Source organism: Alicyclobacillus fodiniaquatilis (assembly GCF_042678105.1).
In the GTDB taxonomy this organism is placed as follows: Bacteria; Bacillota; Bacilli; order Alicyclobacillales; family Alicyclobacillaceae; genus Alicyclobacillus; species Alicyclobacillus fodiniaquatilis.
The window spans coordinates 67168-88084 of the sequence record NZ_JBHUCX010000021.1 but is presented as its reverse complement, the minus strand read 5'-3'; the positions used below and the strand labels follow the sequence as shown (position 1 = coordinate 88084).

General features: G+C 49.1%; 19 protein-coding genes. 4 read left to right on the top strand and 15 right to left on the bottom strand.

Annotation, left to right across the window (positions count from 1 at the left end; translation table 11 throughout):
• The first annotated feature begins 906 nt into the window (after positions 1–906).
• Together ACFSB2_RS08985 and ACFSB2_RS08980 are read left to right on the top strand one after the other, a co-directional pair.
• Positions 907–1830 (top strand): ABC transporter ATP-binding protein, encoded by a 924-nt coding sequence (locus ACFSB2_RS08985; protein WP_377942699.1) that lies wholly within the window; start codon positions 907–909, stop codon positions 1828–1830.
• Between the two features lie 824 nt (positions 1831–2654).
• Positions 2655–2960 (top strand): hypothetical protein, encoded by a 306-nt coding sequence (locus ACFSB2_RS08980; RefSeq protein WP_377942698.1) that lies wholly within the window; start codon positions 2655–2657, stop codon positions 2958–2960.
• A 37-nt stretch (positions 2961–2997) separates the two neighbouring features.
• Here ACFSB2_RS08980 and ACFSB2_RS08975 read toward each other — a convergent pair whose 3' ends face one another.
• From ACFSB2_RS08975 to ACFSB2_RS08910, 14 genes are all read right to left on the bottom strand, one after another.
• Positions 2998–3507, bottom strand: a complete 510-nt coding sequence (locus tag ACFSB2_RS08975; RefSeq protein WP_377942697.1) for a prepilin peptidase — start codon at positions 3505–3507, stop codon at positions 2998–3000.
• Between the two features lie 105 nt (positions 3508–3612).
• Complete coding sequence (locus ACFSB2_RS08970; protein ID WP_377942696.1) at positions 3613–4155, bottom strand: TlpA family protein disulfide reductase; 543 nt, start codon at positions 4153–4155, stop codon at positions 3613–3615.
• A gap of 94 nt (positions 4156–4249) precedes the next feature.
• Entirely contained in the window at positions 4250–4642 is a 393-nt protein-coding gene (locus ACFSB2_RS08965; RefSeq protein WP_377942695.1) for a hypothetical protein, read from the bottom strand.
• Between the two features lie 14 nt (positions 4643–4656).
• Positions 4657–6042: a hypothetical protein gene (locus ACFSB2_RS08960; protein ID WP_377942694.1), complete on the bottom strand. Its 1386-nt coding sequence runs from the start codon at positions 6040–6042 to the stop codon at positions 4657–4659.
• Positions 6042–6557, bottom strand: a complete 516-nt coding sequence (locus ACFSB2_RS08955) for a hypothetical protein (RefSeq protein ID WP_377942693.1) — start codon at positions 6555–6557, stop codon at positions 6042–6044. The genes ACFSB2_RS08960 and ACFSB2_RS08955 overlap by 1 nt, the downstream gene beginning before the upstream one ends.
• Positions 6554–7006, bottom strand: coding sequence for a hypothetical protein (locus ACFSB2_RS08950; RefSeq protein WP_377942692.1), 453 nt, complete (start codon positions 7004–7006; stop codon positions 6554–6556). Before ACFSB2_RS08950 ends, ACFSB2_RS08955 begins: the two co-directional genes overlap by 4 nt.
• Before the next feature lie 69 nt (positions 7007–7075).
• The gene (locus ACFSB2_RS08945; protein WP_377942691.1) at positions 7076–7372 is read right to left on the bottom strand and encodes a hypothetical protein; all 297 of its coding nucleotides are present in this window, start codon (positions 7370–7372) and stop codon (positions 7076–7078) included.
• A gap of 20 nt (positions 7373–7392) precedes the next feature.
• Positions 7393–7593, bottom strand: coding sequence for a hypothetical protein (locus ACFSB2_RS08940; RefSeq protein ID WP_377942690.1), 201 nt, complete (start codon positions 7591–7593; stop codon positions 7393–7395).
• Positions 7594–7673: 80 nt separating this feature from the next.
• Entirely contained in the window at positions 7674–8486 is an 813-nt protein-coding gene (locus ACFSB2_RS08935; RefSeq protein WP_377942689.1) for a type II secretion system F family protein, read from the bottom strand.
• A 12-nt stretch (positions 8487–8498) separates the two neighbouring features.
• Positions 8499–9410 (bottom strand): hypothetical protein, encoded by a 912-nt coding sequence (locus tag ACFSB2_RS08930; RefSeq protein WP_377942688.1) that lies wholly within the window; start codon positions 9408–9410, stop codon positions 8499–8501.
• 15 nt (positions 9411–9425) lie between these two features.
• Positions 9426–10736: an ATPase, T2SS/T4P/T4SS family gene (locus tag ACFSB2_RS08925; RefSeq protein ID WP_377942687.1), complete on the bottom strand. Its 1311-nt coding sequence runs from the start codon at positions 10734–10736 to the stop codon at positions 9426–9428.
• Entirely contained in the window at positions 10736–11476 is a 741-nt protein-coding gene (locus ACFSB2_RS08920) for an SAF domain-containing protein (RefSeq protein WP_377942686.1), read from the bottom strand. The genes ACFSB2_RS08925 and ACFSB2_RS08920 overlap by 1 nt, the downstream gene beginning before the upstream one ends.
• Complete coding sequence (locus tag ACFSB2_RS08915) at positions 11473–12696, bottom strand: ParA family protein (RefSeq protein WP_377942685.1); 1224 nt, start codon at positions 12694–12696, stop codon at positions 11473–11475. The genes ACFSB2_RS08920 and ACFSB2_RS08915 overlap by 4 nt, the downstream gene beginning before the upstream one ends.
• Positions 12674–13816 carry a hypothetical protein gene (locus tag ACFSB2_RS08910; RefSeq protein WP_377942684.1) on the bottom strand — a complete coding sequence of 381 codons (1143 nt, stop codon included), beginning with the start codon at positions 13814–13816 and terminating at the stop codon, positions 12674–12676. Before ACFSB2_RS08910 ends, ACFSB2_RS08915 begins: the two co-directional genes overlap by 23 nt.
• A gap of 769 nt (positions 13817–14585) precedes the next feature.
• Between ACFSB2_RS08910 and ACFSB2_RS08905 the strand changes: the two genes are divergently transcribed.
• The gene (locus tag ACFSB2_RS08905; protein WP_377942683.1) at positions 14586–16787 is read left to right on the top strand and encodes an ATP-dependent endonuclease; all 2202 of its coding nucleotides are present in this window, start codon (positions 14586–14588) and stop codon (positions 16785–16787) included.
• Positions 16757–18691, top strand: coding sequence for a UvrD-helicase domain-containing protein (locus ACFSB2_RS08900; RefSeq protein ID WP_377942682.1), 1935 nt, complete (start codon positions 16757–16759; stop codon positions 18689–18691). The genes ACFSB2_RS08905 and ACFSB2_RS08900 overlap by 31 nt, the downstream gene beginning before the upstream one ends.
• Positions 18692–18877: 186 nt before the next feature.
• On the opposite strand, the gene ACFSB2_RS08895 is transcribed toward ACFSB2_RS08900, so the two are convergent.
• Complete coding sequence (locus ACFSB2_RS08895) at positions 18878–20872, bottom strand: hypothetical protein (RefSeq protein WP_377942681.1); 1995 nt, start codon at positions 20870–20872, stop codon at positions 18878–18880.
• Between the last annotated feature and the right edge of the window lie 45 nt (positions 20873–20917).

Below are 20917 nucleotides of genomic sequence, written 5' to 3'. Positions count from 1 at the left end.
CCTGGCGGAGTTTTTGCTGTCTCTGCTCGTCATACGAACGCATACCGTCCAACCTCACTTCATGTTCAGCCCTTCCACAAATGTGTACACATCCATGTACTATGGCGTCTGCTGACTCCTGTCCGTTCAGCGCCGATTCCCATCTGTTTAAAATCGCAAAACATTCACCAGTTTCGTCGTGAAGTGGTGTCATCCTAATTTTCCAGCAGAATCAGGTTGCTTTATATGGAGTCGCAGCCGTGGTAGGCTAACTGCCATGCGAAATCCCTGTGATGGCGCGCGTTTCGCCTAATCCACGGCTGCAGAGATTCGATGCCAAGCGTCCGAAATTTCCAGTAAAGTTACTATTTTTCAAGGAATCATCATGACGAAAATGGGTAATTTTCGATGATAGAAAACACTGCTTTACTAGCGTATCGGACAGGTCTCCCGGACTCTTTCCCCTCATGCACCTGCCGCAGTCTATTGCCATAGCCCTTGACGACTTTGGACTTCGTTGTGTTCTGGCAACTCGTCCAACTATGACTGCCTCAAATGCGATTCGTGTACCTCAAGTCGAGGGTTTGCCGCCAGTTTCCTTCAGATTCCGCCTCGCGATGGGTCTTGCTCTTGGCTTACGGTAGGCGCCAACCCCCGTTCGGGACTTTCACCCTAAAGGTTCCGCCAATGCCGGGCGTACAACCAATAAAAGAGTGCTTTAGGGAACATAAACCTCTCTAGGACATGGTTTATGCCTGTTGCTAACTTCCGCTATGTCTCTCCGACTATCAAAGATGGGGTATAAGATCAAGCTTCAAGGTATAATAAAACAACAACCACTAATTCGCTGGTACTTTTAGCATTTCGAAACGAATTGTTCTTGCTGAGCTTTAAAGAGTCTTTTATAGTTGTTGAGAGGTGACGAAGATGGAACCCACAATCGCAACGCGTAATTTAATAATACGTCTTGATCAAATTTCGAAGTCCTTTTCCGGAAAATTAGTCTTAAATAGATTAGATCTTTCAATATTTGAGAACGAAATCATTGCAATTATTGGTCCTAATGGCTCTGGGAAAAGCACATTACTTCGCATCATTTCTGGTCTAAGCACTGTTAGCACGGGAATACGCGAAATATGTACTGATACCAAAAGAATTGGATATGTGCCAGATCGTTTCCCGAAATTACGTTTTACACCTCTTGAGTATCTACATGACATGGGGAGAATTCATGGCATAGTTCCCGATAAACTCGCTCAACGTATTAACGAATTGTTGTCAGTTTTCCATTTAGAAGAATCAGCTAATCGTAGAATGGTTGGATTTTCAAAAGGGATGTTACAAAAGGTAAATATTATGCAAGCTATTCTGAACCAACCCAATTTATTATTATTAGATGAACCTTTATCTGGACTGGACCAAGACTCACAACAAGAACTTATTTTTTTGCTTCAAAGCTTTAAAAATCAAGGATTAACGATGGTGATGATCTGTCACGAACCACTATTAATAAGGACAGTTGCCGATAGAGTGGTTAGCATTAATCAAGGAAATATTGTATCAGATCAGTCCTCAAGAATTAATCAATCTGTTGATTCAGTAATTATCAAGGTTAGACTTCATCATTCACTATTTCCTGACGAGCTTAACAATCATCCTGGTATACTAAAAGTGCAAATTCATGATGGAATAACAACCGTACATGTTGACTCCCATCATAGTGATAGTATCTTACGGAAGCTCTTACAAGAGGATGCAAGTATTGTTTCGGTAAATCATACCGAGTATGAAAATGAAGTTTTTCACTTCAGAGACAGCTCAATATTATACGGAGAGGACGTAGAACAATGAGTTCGTATTTTCGATATATTCTGCGATATTACTTAAGATCTTATCAATATTTTGCTCCTTTTCTATTTCTTTGTATTGTTATTCCCATTATCTATGGAAGTGGCTTCAGCAGTGTATTAAGCACATATTCATTAGGTTCGATATGGATTTTTTTAGCTTCAATTTGGATTGCTTATGGATTTATAGGGGTCGAACATAATACACAACAACAAATAACAATTTTACACATGGGCAGTATACAGAAATACTTACGTGCTAGACTTTATTTTGTTTTACTCGTAACCTTTGTGGCTGATCTTTTCTCCATAATCTATCCACTTATCGTATATCAATTTTCGTTCCCGATAATGAGTACAAATTTTTTGGTAGCAATAGTTGAAACGGTATCGATGTCTCTTCTCGGTGTAGGTATAGGCATTTTTTTCAATGAGAGATTTTTCCCGAAAAAGAGTTCAGCTATATTAGGAATGGTTCTTGTATCAGTAGTCTCACTCATCAACGAACAGATTACATCACATCTTCCATCATGGTTGCATTTCTTGGTTTGGCTCCTACCACCAGTATCCCATACGCTCTACATCATAGGTGTATGGACATCTGTTAGCGAGTTTACCCGAAGTATTAGTGTAATTTGGCCGATTATATATGCAGTAATTCTATTTGTGATTTATATAAAAATTTCCCAAAGGAGTTTGTTTGACTAATTTGATTCTTTCGCAAAATTATTTTATTCTATACAAGAGCATATTGCCTTTTTCTATGATGTAACGGCGAAGGACGACTATACCTTAAAGCAATTCTTCTACTTCGAAAGGAGAAATTCTATGTCCTTTCAACATGTAAAAGCAATTCTAGACGTTTTTGACAAACGTGAAAAGGAATATATCGAAATTATCTCAAACAATAGTACAGAAAAATCTTGGTGGGCACAAATGTGTTTACAAGAAGAGGAAGAAACGTTGTTTAGTACTGTGGGATTTTTTATGGGCATAAATGTGAATCACTTGACACACGGTATGTGCACTTTGTTGTCTATTTCCCGAGACATTCATACAAAACAATGGCTATTTATATTTCAAGACATGCGTGGATGCGTCTGGGCTGAACATGATATGTACTCCGCATCTTAGAGAACTAATATGTTTATTATTGGACCATATTTGCATTCTACGAATGCAGTAAAACTTCTGCCAAGTAAATTAACAAGCCTGAAATGGCCACATACAAACCTACTGGAATACTCCGCTCCATAGTAGGTACTTGACAATGATTTCGCACTAAAGAATCACTTGGCTTTCCTAATTTAACAAGCAATATACCGACGAGCCACACCAACAATGTCGGCACGAATCCGATAGATACACCATAGACCATGGACAGCTTCCAATCCCCCTGTCCCCATAATCCCAAACTCGTCGGAATGAGCATGATGACACCCGTTATGACCAGAACGAATAGTGCACTTGCCCCCGTTCCAAATAGCCACTGTTCAGAAAACGTAAAGATAAGCCCTGTAAGATTGCAGATATTAGGAATTCGACGAGTTCGTAAATCATACCAACCAGCGATACCGCCATAGCAAAGAAGCGTGATCCAAATGACTTGGCAATGCATGGACCACCAACCCCCGTTCAAGAAATCCCCAAACACCGCATGCTCTATCCAAGTTGACCACATATTCGATGCTCCTTCTCCAGTCGCAACTACCGACCAGTCCTTGTTGCGTCACCAGGGACTGGTCGGTTCCACACTCGATTCATAATGACGATGCGAAGATCTGATTCAACGCACTTGGCTGGTACCGTCCAATGCTTGTCGCCAAACATCCGCGTCCGGCACATATCCCTTGAGTTCTTGCCATTTCCCATCCCGATGAACCAGCAGCAACGGGACAGCCGAAACATCGTGATCAAACGAATCAGTTGGCAACGAGTACAACAGTTCATTCGTAGGCAAGGTCACATGCAGTTCCCGCATTTCGCGTTCAAAGATCGTCTCTTCATCCTTGACCGTTTTGACATTCGCAGGTTTTCCCCCGACCTCGCTCCCATCATCAAGCGCCACGACGACTTGTACCTTGTTCAACAAATCATGTTGGGAGAGCAGTTGCAGCGTCTGATGGCAAAAGGCGCACCAACTGGCCACAATAAGCACGGGCCGATCGGTCGGTAACGTCGTCATATGCCCGGATGCGTTATGCAACCGTGCCTGCCATAACTCGCTTTGTAGCTTCGCACGCACAGGTTGAAGTAGCGTCGAGAGCTTTGGTCCTCCTCGAACGATCATCCTACCTGAATGCAACACCCTTGCCGCATGCGCATTCACCATGCTTCCTCCCATATACCCGATTCCACATGACAGAACGAGTGCCGCCGCTCCGAAAGCTATCATTTTCCCTTTCATCTCGCTCTCCCCCATCTCACGAAATAGTCACTGGTACCCACTGCTGTGTTTGCACCGTGACGTAGCCGTACGTCGGTTCTGTCTCGTAGTGACCATCTGGCTCGGTCACGTAGTGTCCGATCTCAATTTGCTCCGCGCCACACACTTGAATGTAAATGCCATTGATAACGCACGGCGTATACAGCCACTCGGTCCCGGTCTGTACCCATACTTGCTTCGTCCCGGTTTGCACCCATACCGAATGCGTGCCTGTCTGTTCGTACTTCTGCGTCGTCACCGTCTCCATATACCCACCCGTGACGTGAACGACTTGGCTCTGTGCAAGCGGAGAACTCGTATCCGCCATCGCGACTACAGGCATACAAAACGTTGCCACGACAAAAACCAAACATCCCATCATCCACCGCATGGTTCTCCCTCTCCTCACGGTTCGATCACCGCCACATAGTCCTGCGTCTGATTCGCCAGAGCGGTAATCCGTGTCGTCAACGTGGTGCCCCGAGTCATACTGACGACCACCTGTCCGGTTGTTTTATTGATGATCTCCATCGTGTGCCCGTTCAGAGGCTCATTCGACGTCGCAGTCAACGTCACCGTATTATCCGTTTGGTCGGCTGTGGCCACCAACGTGACGGTATACGGGTCTTGCCAGGACACTTGCACTACCGCGCTTTTCGTCACAATGTGGCCTGACTTATCCAAAACCGCTGCAACGTACGATACGACGCCGACCACATGTTCCGTGTCCGATGTCGTGAGCGTGCTGTTTGGGCTTTGGCCCAGTACTTGCTCTGAACTGGATGAGTATTTGAGAATAGCCAATTGAAACCCAGATGGGACATCATTACAAGTCGCTGTCAACTGCACATTCTGGTCAATATACGGGCTAGTCGTGCTCACCTGTAGCATGGGAACCGGATCGTACACTTGAATGGATTCATGCGCCGTGTGTCCATCGGCTTGGAGCGTGACTGTGACGAGACCTGCAGTATCCATTGCCGTGTACGGAATACTGAAGTCACCTTGTGCGTCCGTATCGACCACATGTTCCGACGGATTGTCTGTGAACGCGGTGCCACCAAGCGACCCTCCCGACACCGAGACGGCCACCGACTGATTCGCGAGTGCCTGCCCGTCAAAACTCACCTGACCAGCAATACTTTGAGAACGCCCCACCATCATGGGTTGAACAGCATTCATCGAGATCTTCGGAATGGGTGCATTGGCCGGAAATGTCGAACTCGTGGTCTGACGGTTCCCGGTTTGGGGATTGACCACGGTGATTTGAAGATCATCGCCTGGCGCGAAGACCCATGCCCCGAGACCGTCCGACCAATGCGCGATGTCCGCCTGGCCATAGCCACCTGAAAAACCGCTCACGGCGATCTCCTCGTTGGACCACTTCCTGATCGTGGGCTGTACACCGCTGATCGCGTTATCTGCTGCGCTCCAATCCCGTGTCGTATCAACCAGACTCAACTGCCCATCCTTAGTTGTCGGTGAGTTGCCAAAGCCATAGCCCGAAATGATCAACTGCGGAATCCAGGCGGAGGTGTCCCATGTCACGCTCGTGATATGGGGTGTCACCGCCCCCGGTATGATGGGCACCCCGGTATCCTGCGACCATTGCTCAACGTAGGGGGACGAATTTTGAGATTGCCCCCACAACACCTGCGCCATGTTGTGATTCGATACCACCCCCGTCGCTGTTTGGTGGTTAAGCGAACCCCATGCGGCGGGGATAGCGGCTACTGTCAGGACTCCGATACCAAAGATCGTCCACAGCAGCATCCGTGTTTCCCGTTCCATCAGTCTCCCCCCTTTCCGACCACCGAATATTGTGCGGAAGCACGGACCTCCATCGGCACACGCATTGCTGAAATACCCGGTACACGTGTAGCAACTTCTTGTAAAAACAACGGTAAAAATGTGCCACTGGCAGTCACTGTCACCTGAGTACCGTTCACGTTTTCGTGACAAGCCAGGTTGTCAAAGACCTTGTCCAAATGCGTGTCTTGCATTTGTTCCGTGAATCGCTCGTTTGCCGCTGAAGCATAGGATGACGACATCATCCACGATGCCGAGGACAAGAACCCCGAACCCGATCCGCTCACCGACTGGGTCACTTGGGCCGCTGCGGCCAACGCACTGGCAGACGCCACACGTTTGAGTTCGATCCCGGCTGTGAGCGCAGACGCCAGCCACGCTAGTACAAGCAATAGCATCATGCCGACGGTGACGCTCAGAAGCGCCATGTTGAGGCTGAAGGTGTAGGCGTCTTCTCGCCTGCTCCACGCGATGATTCTTCTGAGGCATCCCCTCATCCGGAATTCGCTCCCGTATACTGCACCTCGTTGTATGCACTAGCCGAGGCTGTCATCGGAACCGTTTGGGCAAGTGCAGGGCCGCCAAACAATGTAAGTGCTCGGTCGAACGGAACTGGCGCGTTGTATTGGATGGACACATTCGCATTCTCGGATGTCGGTGTGGAGGTCTCGCTCACACCGGGTTCAGTCGTGTCTGCCGGTTCAGTCACAGAGACCAATATCTGACCATCCCAAGTCGTTGGGATGTTCTCCGCCGCCAAATCCGCATTGATTTCGTTTTGCACTGCGACGGGATCTCCCGTCACCGCGTAGACACGTGCCGCGTCCTCAGCGATGGCATTCATCTGTAACTTCATGCCGACCAGGGACGGCGCAAGGAGCAGAATCACCGTCACGGCAAAACTCACACAGATACCGAACAGGGTGGTGATCAGGTTGCTCGGCATGGTTCTTCACCTCCAGACGAAATCAAAACGGACAGACCGTGTGGCCTGCCCGCCGTTTACAATCCTGCTTTATGGCGCTGTAAATTTGCCGTTGCCAACCGACGACGTCCCCACCTGCAAGCTTCCGTTCTCCGCCTGCTGCGCCAATGTGGTCAATCCACTTTGCGACGACAGACTCGTCGACGCGCTTGACACGCCGCCTTGCGCTTGCGTTAACAAGTGACCAATCATGAAGTAGGCAATGCCCGCGATTAACGTCACTGCGATGATGCCTACCAACCACCACAGGCTTCGATTCGTGTTCTCCTCAGCCGTGTTGGCATCGGTCACCATCACCCAACGGATCGCGCGTTTGATTGTGCCCATTCACCCATTCCTCCGATGTTTCAGAATAGATTCGATAAATCGCTGACCATGGCTTGTAAATCCCCGGACAGCGCCCCCCAGATGAGACCGGCGGCTACGACCACAACAACGGTGGAGAAGATCCAAAACCCGACCATCGTCACGTACTCGTCCATTATGCCGCCATCCTCTTTCAGAACCCAGTGCGCCGCCGCTCGTAGAGATTTTTTCACCCGTTTCACACATGGATCACCTCCCTTCCAAGCGTATCGGGAATGAGCACACACAGGGTGCCGTCGTGGTGCCAGCAGCGTGCCAACCTTCAAAAGTTCCAGGAGCCAAACATGCGAAGGGCGAACACGAGCATCGCGTAGACCGCGAACCCGAATCCCGGCATGGCAATCAGGAGCGTGGCGTACATCGCCACCTCCAGTTGCACTTTTCCGTACCGTTCCGCCGCGCTCGCATCCCGCATCTTCATGTCAAGACGAATACTGCGCAAAATCGCATCCGCCACCGGTGTACCGTTGCGCTCGGATTCCGACACCAGCGCAGCAAATTCCCGCAATTGCGGCACACCAGCGGAGTCAGCCAGCGCCTCGAGCGCGCCCGGCAACGTGCTGTACTGCTTGTGCACGTTCACTTCGCGCAGTTTGTCCTGCATCGGAGCCTCCATCTGCCGCTCCAGCATCAAGAGGGTATCGGACAACGTGGCCCCTGCCCGGACGAGAAACGCCATCAGCATCTCGACTACACGGGTCTGTTTGGCCAGTTTTCGGCGATAGACTCGCTCCTTCACACGCGCCACCACCATCGGGGCTGACCAAATGGCAGGCACCAATATGAGCCAGCCGACACTACGCAGGAGTACGGTCAGCACCAAAACGAGAGCAGTCGCCAAGACCGTCGCCCTCCGCCACAGTCCCGCCTGTTCTGGCGTTCCAAGCGTCGTCATCTCCGGCTGTAACCACTTACCCAACGACGTCCACGGTCGACGCCGTTGCGATGCAGGGCTCGCTGTGCCGAAGACCTGGTTCTGAAACTCCGCCCACGACAACACGCGTGACCCCCAAAATCCGAGACAGGCCAGCGTGATCGATGCGCCAAAACCAATCGACCACCATGATCCGTTCATGTCATCGCCTCCCTATGCGTCAATCACCTGACTCCTACGGAGGATGAGATACAGCCCCAACGTCATCACCCCGAGCGTGAGCCAGAAGAAGATTCGGGTGGTATCGCTCATGCGTGAGGCGACAAATGGATACGCCACCAGAAAACTCCCGGCGAGCATCCCGTAGAACAACATGCCACCCGTTCGCTGGTGCGCCGTTTCCGCCCGGATGCGCCTGGCGTATTCGAGTTCTTTGCCTTGGATTTCCGCCATATCGAGCCACAAGTCACTGAGTGGAACGTTGTACTTCTTCGCCTCCCGTGTGGCGAGTGCAAAATGCGTCAGGTCCTCCAGACCGAGCCCGCTTGCCCAGTGAACGAACGCATCTTCCGGTGTGGGAAACTGGGGTGAAGCCATTTGGTCACAAAGCGTTTGCAATCGCTGTTTCATCGGCGCATACCGCATCGATTCGGCCATCCGGCGCAGGGCATCGTCCAACCGCCCCGTTGCAGACAGTACATGCACCCCGCGCTCGACACCCTGGTGCAGGAAGGCGAACAACATCTCTTCCCGTCGCTTTCTTGCCAATCTCGCCCAGTACCGCTCATAGAGCGCAAGCGAAAGGCCCGCGCTAAGAAACAAACCGATGACAACGAAGTAGTGAAGCAGCAAGGTAACGCCAAAGCACAACACAAAAAGAACCGCGACATGAAGCATGGCGGTTCGTTCGGTATACGGTTTATCAAGCAGACGATAGTATCCGACGATCCGGTCGAGATAACGACGCGACCAACCGTGTTTCGCTCGGTTCGGTGGTTTGTCCATCATCACTTCCCGGAACCTTGCCCGCCACTCGACATTTCGCAGTTCACGGGCGAACAACCCCATCACCAGCGCCACCGTGATACACAGGCCAAACAATCGCTCCGCCCAAAGTATGTTCATCCAGTCGTCCTCCCTCTATCCCGCGATACGGTACAACCGCACCGCTTCGTGGTTGGATGGAAGGTCTACATCCAGTCCCTCCACCATCGCACGTTCCCGCATCGCTTCGGTGATACCGTGAAAGTGAAACGTATCCGTTACTGCGTCGTAGCTCATGATCGGTTGCCAGAAGAGCGCTCGTTCGCCAAAGTTAAAACCGAGAATTTCCCCAATCTCCGTCACCCGTTTGCCATGACGCGTATCCCGCAGGGTGAACACAAACCGGATTTTGTCCCCCATCATGCTCGCGATGTTCAGGTACGACGCCCGACTCCCCGCCCCATCTGCCGACTCCAACAGGAAACGGGTGAGCGTTCCTTCCACACCGGATCGAATTCCGACATGACTGTGAAAGGTCGTCCCGGTCTGCCGCTTCACAATGAGGCTCGTGCGAAGAAACAAGTACGCAATCTGCGAAGACCGCACTTCGCCGATAAATTCGTTTTCCCCGTTCATGCGCAGGGAGTTGATCAAATTCCGAACCATGTCGATCCGGCCCTTGCCTTCGTGATTCTCCGCCCGGTCCGTCAGCCGAATCGCCCATTCACAGAGTGGAGCCATCTCTGGCAACTCTTCGATGATGATGTTCAACTGCCCGGATGGGATGTCTCCGGTCATCGCGTTCATCAGCGTCGTTTTCCCACAACCAACGCCACCTGCCAGAATGAAACTATCTCCCAACTGCATCATGAGTCGAATGAACGCTCGGGTTTCTACATCCATTAAGCTGAGGCTCACCAAATCATCGAGCGTAAACGGATAAATCGGCTTGCGGATGCTGGCGATCGTCCGTGGTTCCGTAACAATTCGGCCCTCCGCGTCCCAAACGGTGTACCTTGTACCTGGGCCGCCGACCACATTCAAACGATACCCACCGCGCAGAATCGCGTCGGTCATCGGATCGGATTGCGAATATAGATACGGCGTTCCGTCGAGTTGACGTTCGATGAATTCATTCAGTGCCGTTTCCGAGGAGAAGCGGGCAACCGGGATTTCGATCTTTTGCCCACCCTTTTGTACAATCGTCGTCGTGCCGATCACATGCACATCGGTCACCAGCGGATCGTCCATCACCGACTGCAGCACATCAAACTGATACCATGTGTTAAGCAGTGTCGTGATCACTTTCTCCCGCTGCGCCACGGGAACGAACGTCTCTGGTTCCGTACAATGTCGGTACAGAAACGCGTGCATATCTGAGCGAGTGACACCCGGCTCCCGCATCCGGGGATGCTCCAGCGCCACTGCTTTCAATCGTTCAAGATACATCTCGATCTGCTTATCCATCACGGCTTCCCTCCTTGTGCGTTCACGTCAGTTGGCGGTGATGACGTGACGGTGGGGGTGGCCGCAGTTCCGGTCGCTTGGGACGGCGTTGGTGAAGTCAGTGAAATGGACGTCGGTGCCTTAAACGATCCGTTTTGTGGGATAAGCCCGACCTGCACATTGTTGTTGAGAATCGCCGGGGCCAGGACGCGGTAATCCTTTTCCGTGACGAAAATGAGGAGCGCAGTCGGTGTCCCGCCTTTTTGCTTTGTCAGCACATTCAGCACCGGAACCGGCTCCAGCGTGGTCAACGACTGGGACTCGCCATTCTGTTGCGGGATGATGAGCGCGATGCTTTCGCCAGGATTCACGACCGAAGCCAAGGTGGACTGCACAGGCAGGGCCATCAACATCCCCGTCTGTCCCGTGCGTTCGGTGTACTGCGTCAGGAACGTCGAGAAACTGCCGCCTGACGGGTTCAAGTCTGCGGCGGTAATCGGGTCTCCTTTGGGAACCGCGAATGAAAGATACTGTCCGACAACCGATTTCTTGCTGGTGGCTAATCCTGCGATACCACTCGTTTTCGGCACGGTGACGGTGGTGACATCCCTCGATTGAATACGTGTGTACGGGAAAATCGTGTGTGTGGAGACCACCACGGTCTCCGTGTTCGAAGCCCGTGTGAGAACGACCGCGCCGATCACGCCTGCCAACACCGCGAACAAGGCACCTGTGCCAAACGCCAGGGTACTTTTCCTCATCGTGAAAACACCTCCCGCAGTGTACGTCGTTTCCTTGCGTCATCCACCCTCGGGAGCAAATGCAGTGCATCCATCACCTGAACGACGCCTGCCGATACTTTGCGGCTGCCTGTGAGCGGACTCGCGGTCATGACATCGCGATACAGTCGCCGATCTTCCGGGATCTGCACGATGTCCGAAGCGACATCCGCTTCTTGCAACAAGCGCAGCACACGCCGATGTTCCGACACATTGACCCGAATTCGATTCACCGCCATCACCACATGGGACGCCGTCTTCATATGGCGAACCAGCTCGTACTCTTCGAGGAAGCGTTTGAACGCCATCCATTCCGGGGTCATCGTGAACACGACCCGATCCGCCAGTTCAAGCGCCGTATACGTCGTCGTGGCAGACGGGCTGGTATCGATCAGAACCACGTCAAAATACCGACAGAACGGATGAATGAGCCGTCGCAGGGTCGTCTCATCCAGACCGTTCCGCGCCCGACCACTCGGCAGCAGATACCAGTCATCCACTTGAACCAGCGAATCTTTGAATGCCGATTCGTCCATCTGCGTCGGTAAACGAGTGAAATCATCCGCGGTCATGGCGGCAGGTTGGTGATGGATCGCCTGGAGATTCCCCTTCGGATCAAGGTCGATCACACCAACCGCGAGACGCTGCCTGGACAAGGTGCGCGCCAATAATGCAGTCAGGGTGGACTTCCCGACACCGCCACGGGCGCTGTGAATGACAACGACCCGTCCGCGAAGGAGCGGATCCGGGTCGCCCACAGGAATGTCTTTTTCATTTGTGTGTGCCGTTATTATGGTGGGTCTGGGTAGTCGGTGGCGTTTGAGAATGGCTTCCATCGGCGTCATGGACGTGCTTGACACAGGTTCCTTCTCTTCCGGCTCCGCTTCCTGAATCCAGCGTTTCAGATAGTCCATGGAGAGTGGATAGGTTACAACATCTACACAGCGAAGTTGTCGAGCCTTCTCGTAGGCTGCATCATCGTCAGAACTTCCTACATAAATGAAGGGACACACAAATCCGAGACCCTGAATCTGCCCTACTCCTGGCCAATCCGCTCCAACCAACACCAACTCGACAGCAGTGACATCGATGGTCGACAACTTCTCCTCATGGTCCACCGCGCTTAGTTTCAGCCCTGCGCGTTCTGCCGCAGCCAGCGCTTCGGCTTGCCTCACACGATCAGGTTCCAGCAGCAACAGCATCCAAGGTTCCTCCCTCTGCACCCCTGCGATTGGGATCAACAAAGCAAGCAGATATCCGGTCTACCACCGGCATCAGCCACTTGGCGAAACGAACATCCAGACAGACCAATGGGGTTTTCATTCGAATCGCATGGAATTGACGCGGTTCGTGAGGGATATACATGGTCTCTACATCCGAAAAGTCCTGACGCAGTACCCCCGGTGTATGGTGATTCACCAAGCAGATCAGCCGGCTTTGAACTTCGGGCTCCGCTGACCATGCGCGCACGGTTTCTGCCATTCGGGTCCAATCCGGCCACATGACCCAGAGCAGGAGATCGACATCTGACAGCTGTGTGCTGGCATCTGAACGCGTATCCAAAATCACGCGATATCCCTGTGGTGGTTCCGATGAATACAGGTTGGATTGCCAAGTCTCGTCGCACCAACGAGATAGTGTGGTCAAATCGTCCTCAATGATGGCTGTAGAAAGTTCATTCTGCTGACACAGCGCCGCAATCTGTAACGCGACAAAACTCTTGCCACAACCACGCGCTCCCAAAATGCGCACGCGCACCGGGGATGGGTCAGGCCAGATGAACTTGTGCGCTGTTCGTACTGGTTGCTCCGGTTCCTGTGCCTCCGGGGAATCCAGCAGGGCATCGAAACGAGACAACCCTGTCTTCGCGCTGCCATCTTCTAATGGCGACCATGAGAATGGCTCGTCCTTTGTCGTAAACACGTCTACCAATGTAGGCGGTTCCATTAGACCGGCTTCTTCTCGTTGCAAATACATGTCGACATCCCCGATAGAACGCGCGTGTTCGAGCAGATGGTCTAAATCTTGCAGAACCAATTCGTTCCCGACGAATAAGAAATCATAGATTCCAAGCTGACAGAGTTCCCGTTTGAAGTCCTCTGTTTCATGAAGAGACGAGCCAATGAAAACGACTCTCGCCCCCTGGTTCCGGACCTGGCTCAAGGTTTGCATCAGGACATCGCGCCTGGTAAACATCCACTCGCAGACGACCAGCGTGTCCGATGCACAAAACTCGGTCCTCTCGATTTGCTGGACATAGGCCAGCCAAACACTCTCTTTGTAGCGTTCTCGAAGGTCTGATCCCAATGCCAAATACAGCAAGGCTACACGCTCCTTCCTGGGATACAAAGATTTGTGATTGTGGTGTGAATGACGAGATGTTCTAGCGAGAACCCTGGTTTGCCTTGGTCCACCTCCCATCACGTACACGGTATCACTTGAGATCAGGGAATGGGTGCCGCCAGAGTGCCAAAACTGTCCCGCTTCTATATCTATGGGAGCAATGAAAAGGCTACATACGTCTGGGATCAAGTAGTGATCACAGAAAATAGATCTGTCTGCGCACAAATAAATGCTATACTCCGAACTACCATCGCGGTCGTAAAGTCGCGGTGGGTTGTTGTTTCAGGGCCGTATAAAAATGCACTGATTTTGTAAAATCGATATGGGACAATTGGGCAGAACATACCGCAATAGTTACTCTATCAAATGAATAGGTAGACTTCAGGTGCTAACCAACGACTGCAAATTCCTCATCTACGGCTGGAAAACGGCCTCCGGTTTAGGAAGGTCTCCTCCTCGCAGACATCGGAGATTGGCTAGACAATGGAAAGATCAAGACGGTGCCCGTCAAGCGACCACGTCCCTTAGTCAGGAAAGAAGTCGAAGGGCTCGAACAATCAGTCAGTCTCATCCTCTCTGTCAATCGTCAGCCATTGAGAAACGTCGAAAATTTTAACACAACGTTAGTGTGTCACACTATACTATTTCGGGTCGGTAATGGTAGAATGTGTATTGAAACGCTAACTCTAGGCATCTGGAGGTAGGACAGGGCTAATACCAAAGGGCTGAAGAAAGCAGGGCGAATGAAATGGAAATTTCTAAAATAGAGATATATAACTATCGTCTCTTGAAAGATTTGAAGTTGGATTTAGAACGAAATCTCTCACTGATCATTGGTAAGAACAACACCGGAAAAACTTCAGTGCTTTCAATTTTGAATAAATTCATCGGAGACAGAAGCACATCCAATACCTTTATGTACGATGATTTCAATCTTGAGTTCAAGAATTCACTATTTGAAGCAGTTCAGGGAAACGGCGCTAAGTGGGATTCAATTTATAAAAGAGGCATAGAATTATATCTTTTTATCAAATATGACAAGAATGATAACCTCGCAAATATCAATCCTCTGATGTTGGACCTCGATCCAGATAATAATACAGTTGTTGTGAAATTTGAATACACGCTGAGTCTAGAAAAAATGTCATCCCTAGTGGAATCATTTTCACAATACTATGCTCGAACTTCACCTAACGAAGATCCTAGCGTAGAAATGTCCGCAAGCTTCAATACCTTTATGCGGACGAAGCACAGGAGATTTTTCCAAATTAAGAAGAAAGCCATCTTATTTGATGTTGTTTCGCAGAAACCGATCGAAACAGAGTATCGAATACTTGATTCAAAAGTAGTGGACTTCGGTAAGGTAGTTTCTTTCAAGTATGTTGCAGCTAGGCGAGATACCGTTAATTCGGATAATGATGGCACATTATCAGCTTTATCAAACAAGTATTATGAAAGAACTAAGACAGACGACAGCGATCCGGTGGTTCAGAAATTTGAAGATGAATTAATTAAGACTGATTCATCGTTGACAGAGATTTATCAAGGAATATTTGATGATGTAATCCAGAAGGTTAAGAAGTTTGGTGGTATTCGCGAAAATGAAACTGTTGTCAAGATCATTTCAACTCTTAGTCAGCAACAATTGCTGAGAGGCAACACAACTGTCGTATATGAGGCTGATAACCATCAACTTCCTGAGAGTTACAACGGGTTAGGATATCTAAATTTGATTAATGTTATTTTTGAGATAGAAACTATTCTAAGTGAGTTCAGATACGATAAAGATGAGGCTGCTACTCCAGCGGACATTAATCTGCTGTTTATCGAAGAACCCGAAGCCCATACACATCCGCAAATGCAGTATGTTTTTATTAAAAACATAAAAGCGCTACTGCATGAAGGTTCTTGCGGGGAAAACATAGTCAAGAAGTTTCATCTACAGACGATTGTCACTACGCATTCCTCTCACATTGTTTCAGCATGTGATTTTGATGACATTAAATATTTCCGAATGGTGTCGCAGGCGCGTGTATATTCAAAGAACCTCAAGGATTTAAAAATCGCTTACAAGGATGAAAAGGATCCAGAAGACAATCATTTCAAGTTTCTCAAACAGTACCTGACGTTGAACTGTGCAGAAATATTCTTTGCGGATAAGGCCATCCTTTTTGAAGGTGACACAGAGAGAATACTCTTGCCCGCTATGATGAGAAAACTAGATCAAGAAGAAACGTCGCGATACGCAATTCCCCTCTTGTCACAGAACATCTCGCTAATTGAAGTTGGAGCGCATTCGCAGATATTCGATAAATTCCTATCATTTATTGGAATCAAAACATTGATTATAACGGACATCGATGCAGGCATAGAGCGGAAACGTGATAGTCCCAACAAGGATGGTCAATATGCCACAGACATTGTTGCTAGCACCGTCGAGACTGGGACGCACACAACGAATGGTGCGCTGAAACACTATTATTCCTCTCCTATGAAAGAGGCTACTGGCACGCAACTTAGTTTTTTTACTGAGCTACCCCTAAGCCAAAAAGCGCTAACAGACACAAGTGGAAGCTGGACGGCTGACGATGATGGTTCGCTTATGCTAGTCTACCAGACACTTGAAACGGTTAATGGCAATGATGCATATTATCCGCGTAGTTTTGAAGACGCATTCTTCCATGTTAACAGGAAGTTTGTGGTTGATAACGCAAGCCTTTTTGTGAGTCTGAAACATAGGGATTGTTTGTCGGAAACGAATGAGGGGGGAGCTTATAAATATGATGCTTTCTGCTTAGCCGAGAAATGTATCAAGAGCAAAGCCTCCTTTGCTATGGACATTTTACTCAACAGTTTGAGCGCGGATGGAATTGACTTTTCTAACTGGGAAACACCGCGATACATTAAGGAGGGATTGTTGTGGCTGAGAGAAGATCTCAAAATGAAATAAATGAGATTCTGCACCATATTGAAAGCGGTAACAATTTCTTGTTGAGTGGTGGAGCTGGAAGTGGGAAAACGTATACTCTGGTACAAACCCTTAAGAGGCTTTCTGAAAAATACCCATCTGCACATATTGCATGCATATCGTACACAAACGCAGCTGCTATTGAAATCAAAAACAGAGCGGAGATCAGAAATCTTAAGGTTACTACCATTCATGATTTCCTTTGGGAATCAATCGCACCCTTTCAAAGGGAAATGAAGGAAACCTTGATTGACCTGATAAACGATCCCTCAAACGAAATTAAAACCACAGATGATGGAGAGAGGTTTTCTGGTGAATTCGAGAATGGAGTTCAGTACAAGGAATACTTAAATTTAAAGGAGGGTGTAATTTCTCACGATGAAGTTCTTATTTTAGCTCATGCAATGTACAGCAAATACGTCAAGCTTAGTGACATTCTAAAGGACAAGTATCCTTTCATCTTTGTAGACGAATATCAAGACACCTCTCCCTTAGTTATTGAAATTCTGCTGTCTCAACTTCGCCAAAGCGACAGACGAAACGTTATTGGTTTCTTTGGTGACTCCATGCAGGCGATATACGAGAGTGGTGTTGGAGACATTGAAAATTATGTTTGGGAAGGAGTCATCCAAAAGGTCGAGAAAAAACAAAATCGACGAAACCCTGAATTAGTTATTCGTCTTGCAAACAATCTACGAACCGACGGATTAGAGCAAGAACCGTCGGAGGACCATACTGCTCCTAATATGATCAACGGAATGGTTAAGTCGGGATCAGTAAAGTTCTTATATTCCAATGAATTTGATCTTAACGAGGTAAGGTCTTCTCCTTGGTGTAGTGGTTGGGACTTCTCAAATTCGCGAACGACGAAAGAGCTTAGGCTTACTCATAACCTGATTGCTGAGGAGGCTGGTTTCTCAGAGCTAATGTCCGTGTACGATGCTGATCCTTTGTTCAAATTCAAGCAAGATTTCAGGAGAGAAGTGAAAAAGCAGGGCGTAGAAATTGAGCCCAGTGACACATTCGATCATGTCGTCACTTCTGTTCCTTGGAGTTACGTAAAGGGTGCAAACAAAGGGCGACATCATAAGGACGTCTTGCTGGATGATGATATCGCGGCTCAGTTATACGGTCACGTTAAAGACTGGCCTTACAGCAAGATTCAGAGCATTTACTTGGACAAAGATAGTCTCATTGATGACAAAGTTGTCATAGACGGTGTTATTGTGCGGGAGCCAAAGCGCGACCGATTGATACAGCATTTGTTTAAGATACAGAATATTATAGAACTGTATAACAAAAAATCCTATAACGAGGTGATTCAGAAAACGTCGTACAGAATCCTAAGTGTTGCGCACAAAACGAACCTGAAAAGTACTATTAATACCCTTGCTGATATGAGTAATGCCTCTATCGAGGAAGTCATTAGTTTCGCGGATCGAAATGGTCTGTGCATAGTCGATGATAATTTAAGTGGCTTCATAAGCGCCAATGAATACCTTTATTGGCGTGTGAAGAACATACCCTTTTATATATTTCAAAATCTGTATAGATATCTTGAGGGGTTTGTGCCTTTGTCAACTCAGCATAAGATAAAGGGATTGGAATTCGAAAATGTATTGGTAGTATTACATAATGGCGGATGGAATAACTATAACTTTGAATATTTGTTGAATCCAAATATTCAATATACATTGACGACTTCAAGGCAACAGAGCTTTCAAAGAATTTTGAGTCGTACACAGAAGCTGTTCTATGTTTGTTGTACACGGGTAAAAGAAAATCTAGTTGTTTATTGTCCCAAGCCAACGCAGGCTATGCTAGCGGGTGCCATTGATTTATTTGGAGCAGAAAATGTTGTAGACCTAATGGGGGTTACTGTCTAGGGATACGCCAGCGTAGCTGTGATAAGGAGCAATTGACTGGTTGAAGAACCTCCGTTGTTACGTAGGATTGACGACAGAGCATCAGAACTTGAATACTGAGCGGCATTACGAACCGGGCCCGATATGGTTAAAGCGACAGTGCCCCATGTTTCTCACGATTCAGCAGATTAGAATTTCACATCAGATCTACGGTCCAGACACCAAAGGACTCGGGATTAATTGGCCCTGCTTGTTCAGCTTCGGCAACGATTCGGTGGTGTAAGCTCGATTCCACGTTGGTTGAGCCTGTTCATATTTCGCTGTCGCGTCCGGCGTTTGATGCAAGTAATACCACGTCGGATAGCCGAGGGTTTGCGCCAAGTCGGTCTCGCTCCACGTCACGGTGGAGCCTTCCCCTGTCGTGAACGTCACCGTCGCCCCTAGGTGCGCACTCGTCGTGGGATCGCCAGTCAAGTTCCATGCAGTCAGTTGAGAAAAGTCGTTCGGGACACCTGTTGTCGCGTATTTAGGAATGGCCGTGTACACCCACCCATACTCCGTAGCAGGTGGCGGATATCCATTGCCGTTCGGATCCCATACAGGTACATCTCCATCATTCACCACCGTATCGGGTAGCAACGAAAACGTCTGCGTCCACCTATTCGATTCTCCATCCGGGTTCGCCAACTGACATGTCACGTTCGCGCGGCTTGGCATGTCATGTGGAGAACCGGTCCATTTCAGTCGAAAGGCAACACCTCCCCCCACTCGTACATAGACAGCCGGGTAACGAGTCGGATCGCCATAGGTGGGCAACGCCTGATTCCCGCCATCCGTGGACCCATCCGAATTGGCATCTGCATTATGTTGTGAGACTCCTGGATTCGTTGGAGACCAGATATCCCCCGGTTGGCCTGGATCGTAAAAAAGTCCGGTGATTTGGAGGTTGCTTACGTTCAGTGGATAATCGTGATGGTATGTCACCGGATCGTCCTGCCACTTATATTCCATGCACCCGTTGCTGTTCGTGGTCGTTTGCAGTTGCCAATTTGTATCCGTCCAGGTAAGCATCTGCCCGCCGGTTCCGTCCGGAGACCAGTTGTACGAAAGCACTTCATTTGCAGGCTTTGATGGAATCGTTGGAGCCGGGCATGTGGGTCCACTCGGTTGTGACGGCTGCGTCGGCGGAGAACCAGGTGAAGACGACGCTTGGTTCACGGTGAAATCCACTGTAGCCGTGGTGGCAGATCGATTGAACCAGTCTTTCACATCCAACTCGATCACATAATGACCGGGACTTAGATTCGTCGTATGGATTTCATTCGGTTGCGAACTGCCACCATCCGTCGTTTCAACAAACGACGGAGGAAACGAGGTGGTTCCCCCTCCTTGCACCTCGACCATCGGTTGACCACTCGGACCGGTCAATGTTTCCCCGTTGTATGGAGCCTTCCCCTGCAAGGCGTTTTCGTTAAAGCACTTGGCGGTGACATCCTCTCCATTCGCGTTCTTCACGGTAATCCATTCGAAGTGGTACTTGGTGTGATAGGCTTCGACAGATACATGGTTGGCAAACTGGATTGGCGTTCCCTGTTGCACGCTGTTCGGTCCGACGATGGTGATCTGAGCTTTTGGCGGATCGGTCGCATATACGGGTTCATCAAACCAGTCCCCATTGGTTTCAGGCGCAAACGCGGCACCGCTTTCGGCGACAATTTGGGAGATATTTGATACAGGGAAAGTCTGTCCGGCACTGTCCACAAATGTGGTGTTCCAAAGGCGTGCCTCGACATACGAAGGATCGCCCTTCAGTGCAGCGATCCATTGTGAGATGGTCGATTGTCCAATCATTTTGTAGCCATTATTTTCGGTGACCGGTACGCCATCGTGACTCACGTGGTCAAAGCCCCAGATGCCACCGAGCGTATCGTTTCCGTTGTAGATGGGAATTCCGTCCGTGCCGTATTTATAGAGATCACCACGATCTTGAATCAGCATGAGAGATGTATCATTCGTCTGTTGGATTAAAAATGATGTCCCTCCTTGAATTTGTCCATTCGGAATAATCGTCCCCGCTGTTCCCGAAGGATTATCCGTTCGACTGATATACGCAAACGCCACACTCGGAGTCATCACAAGAACAGAAAAGATAGAAACAATTGAAATACTGGCCTGAATACAGCGTCTGTTCCATCGATTCATCAGTCGACTTCCTTTCATTTTGAGTGAACACAGATCAAAAAGGAA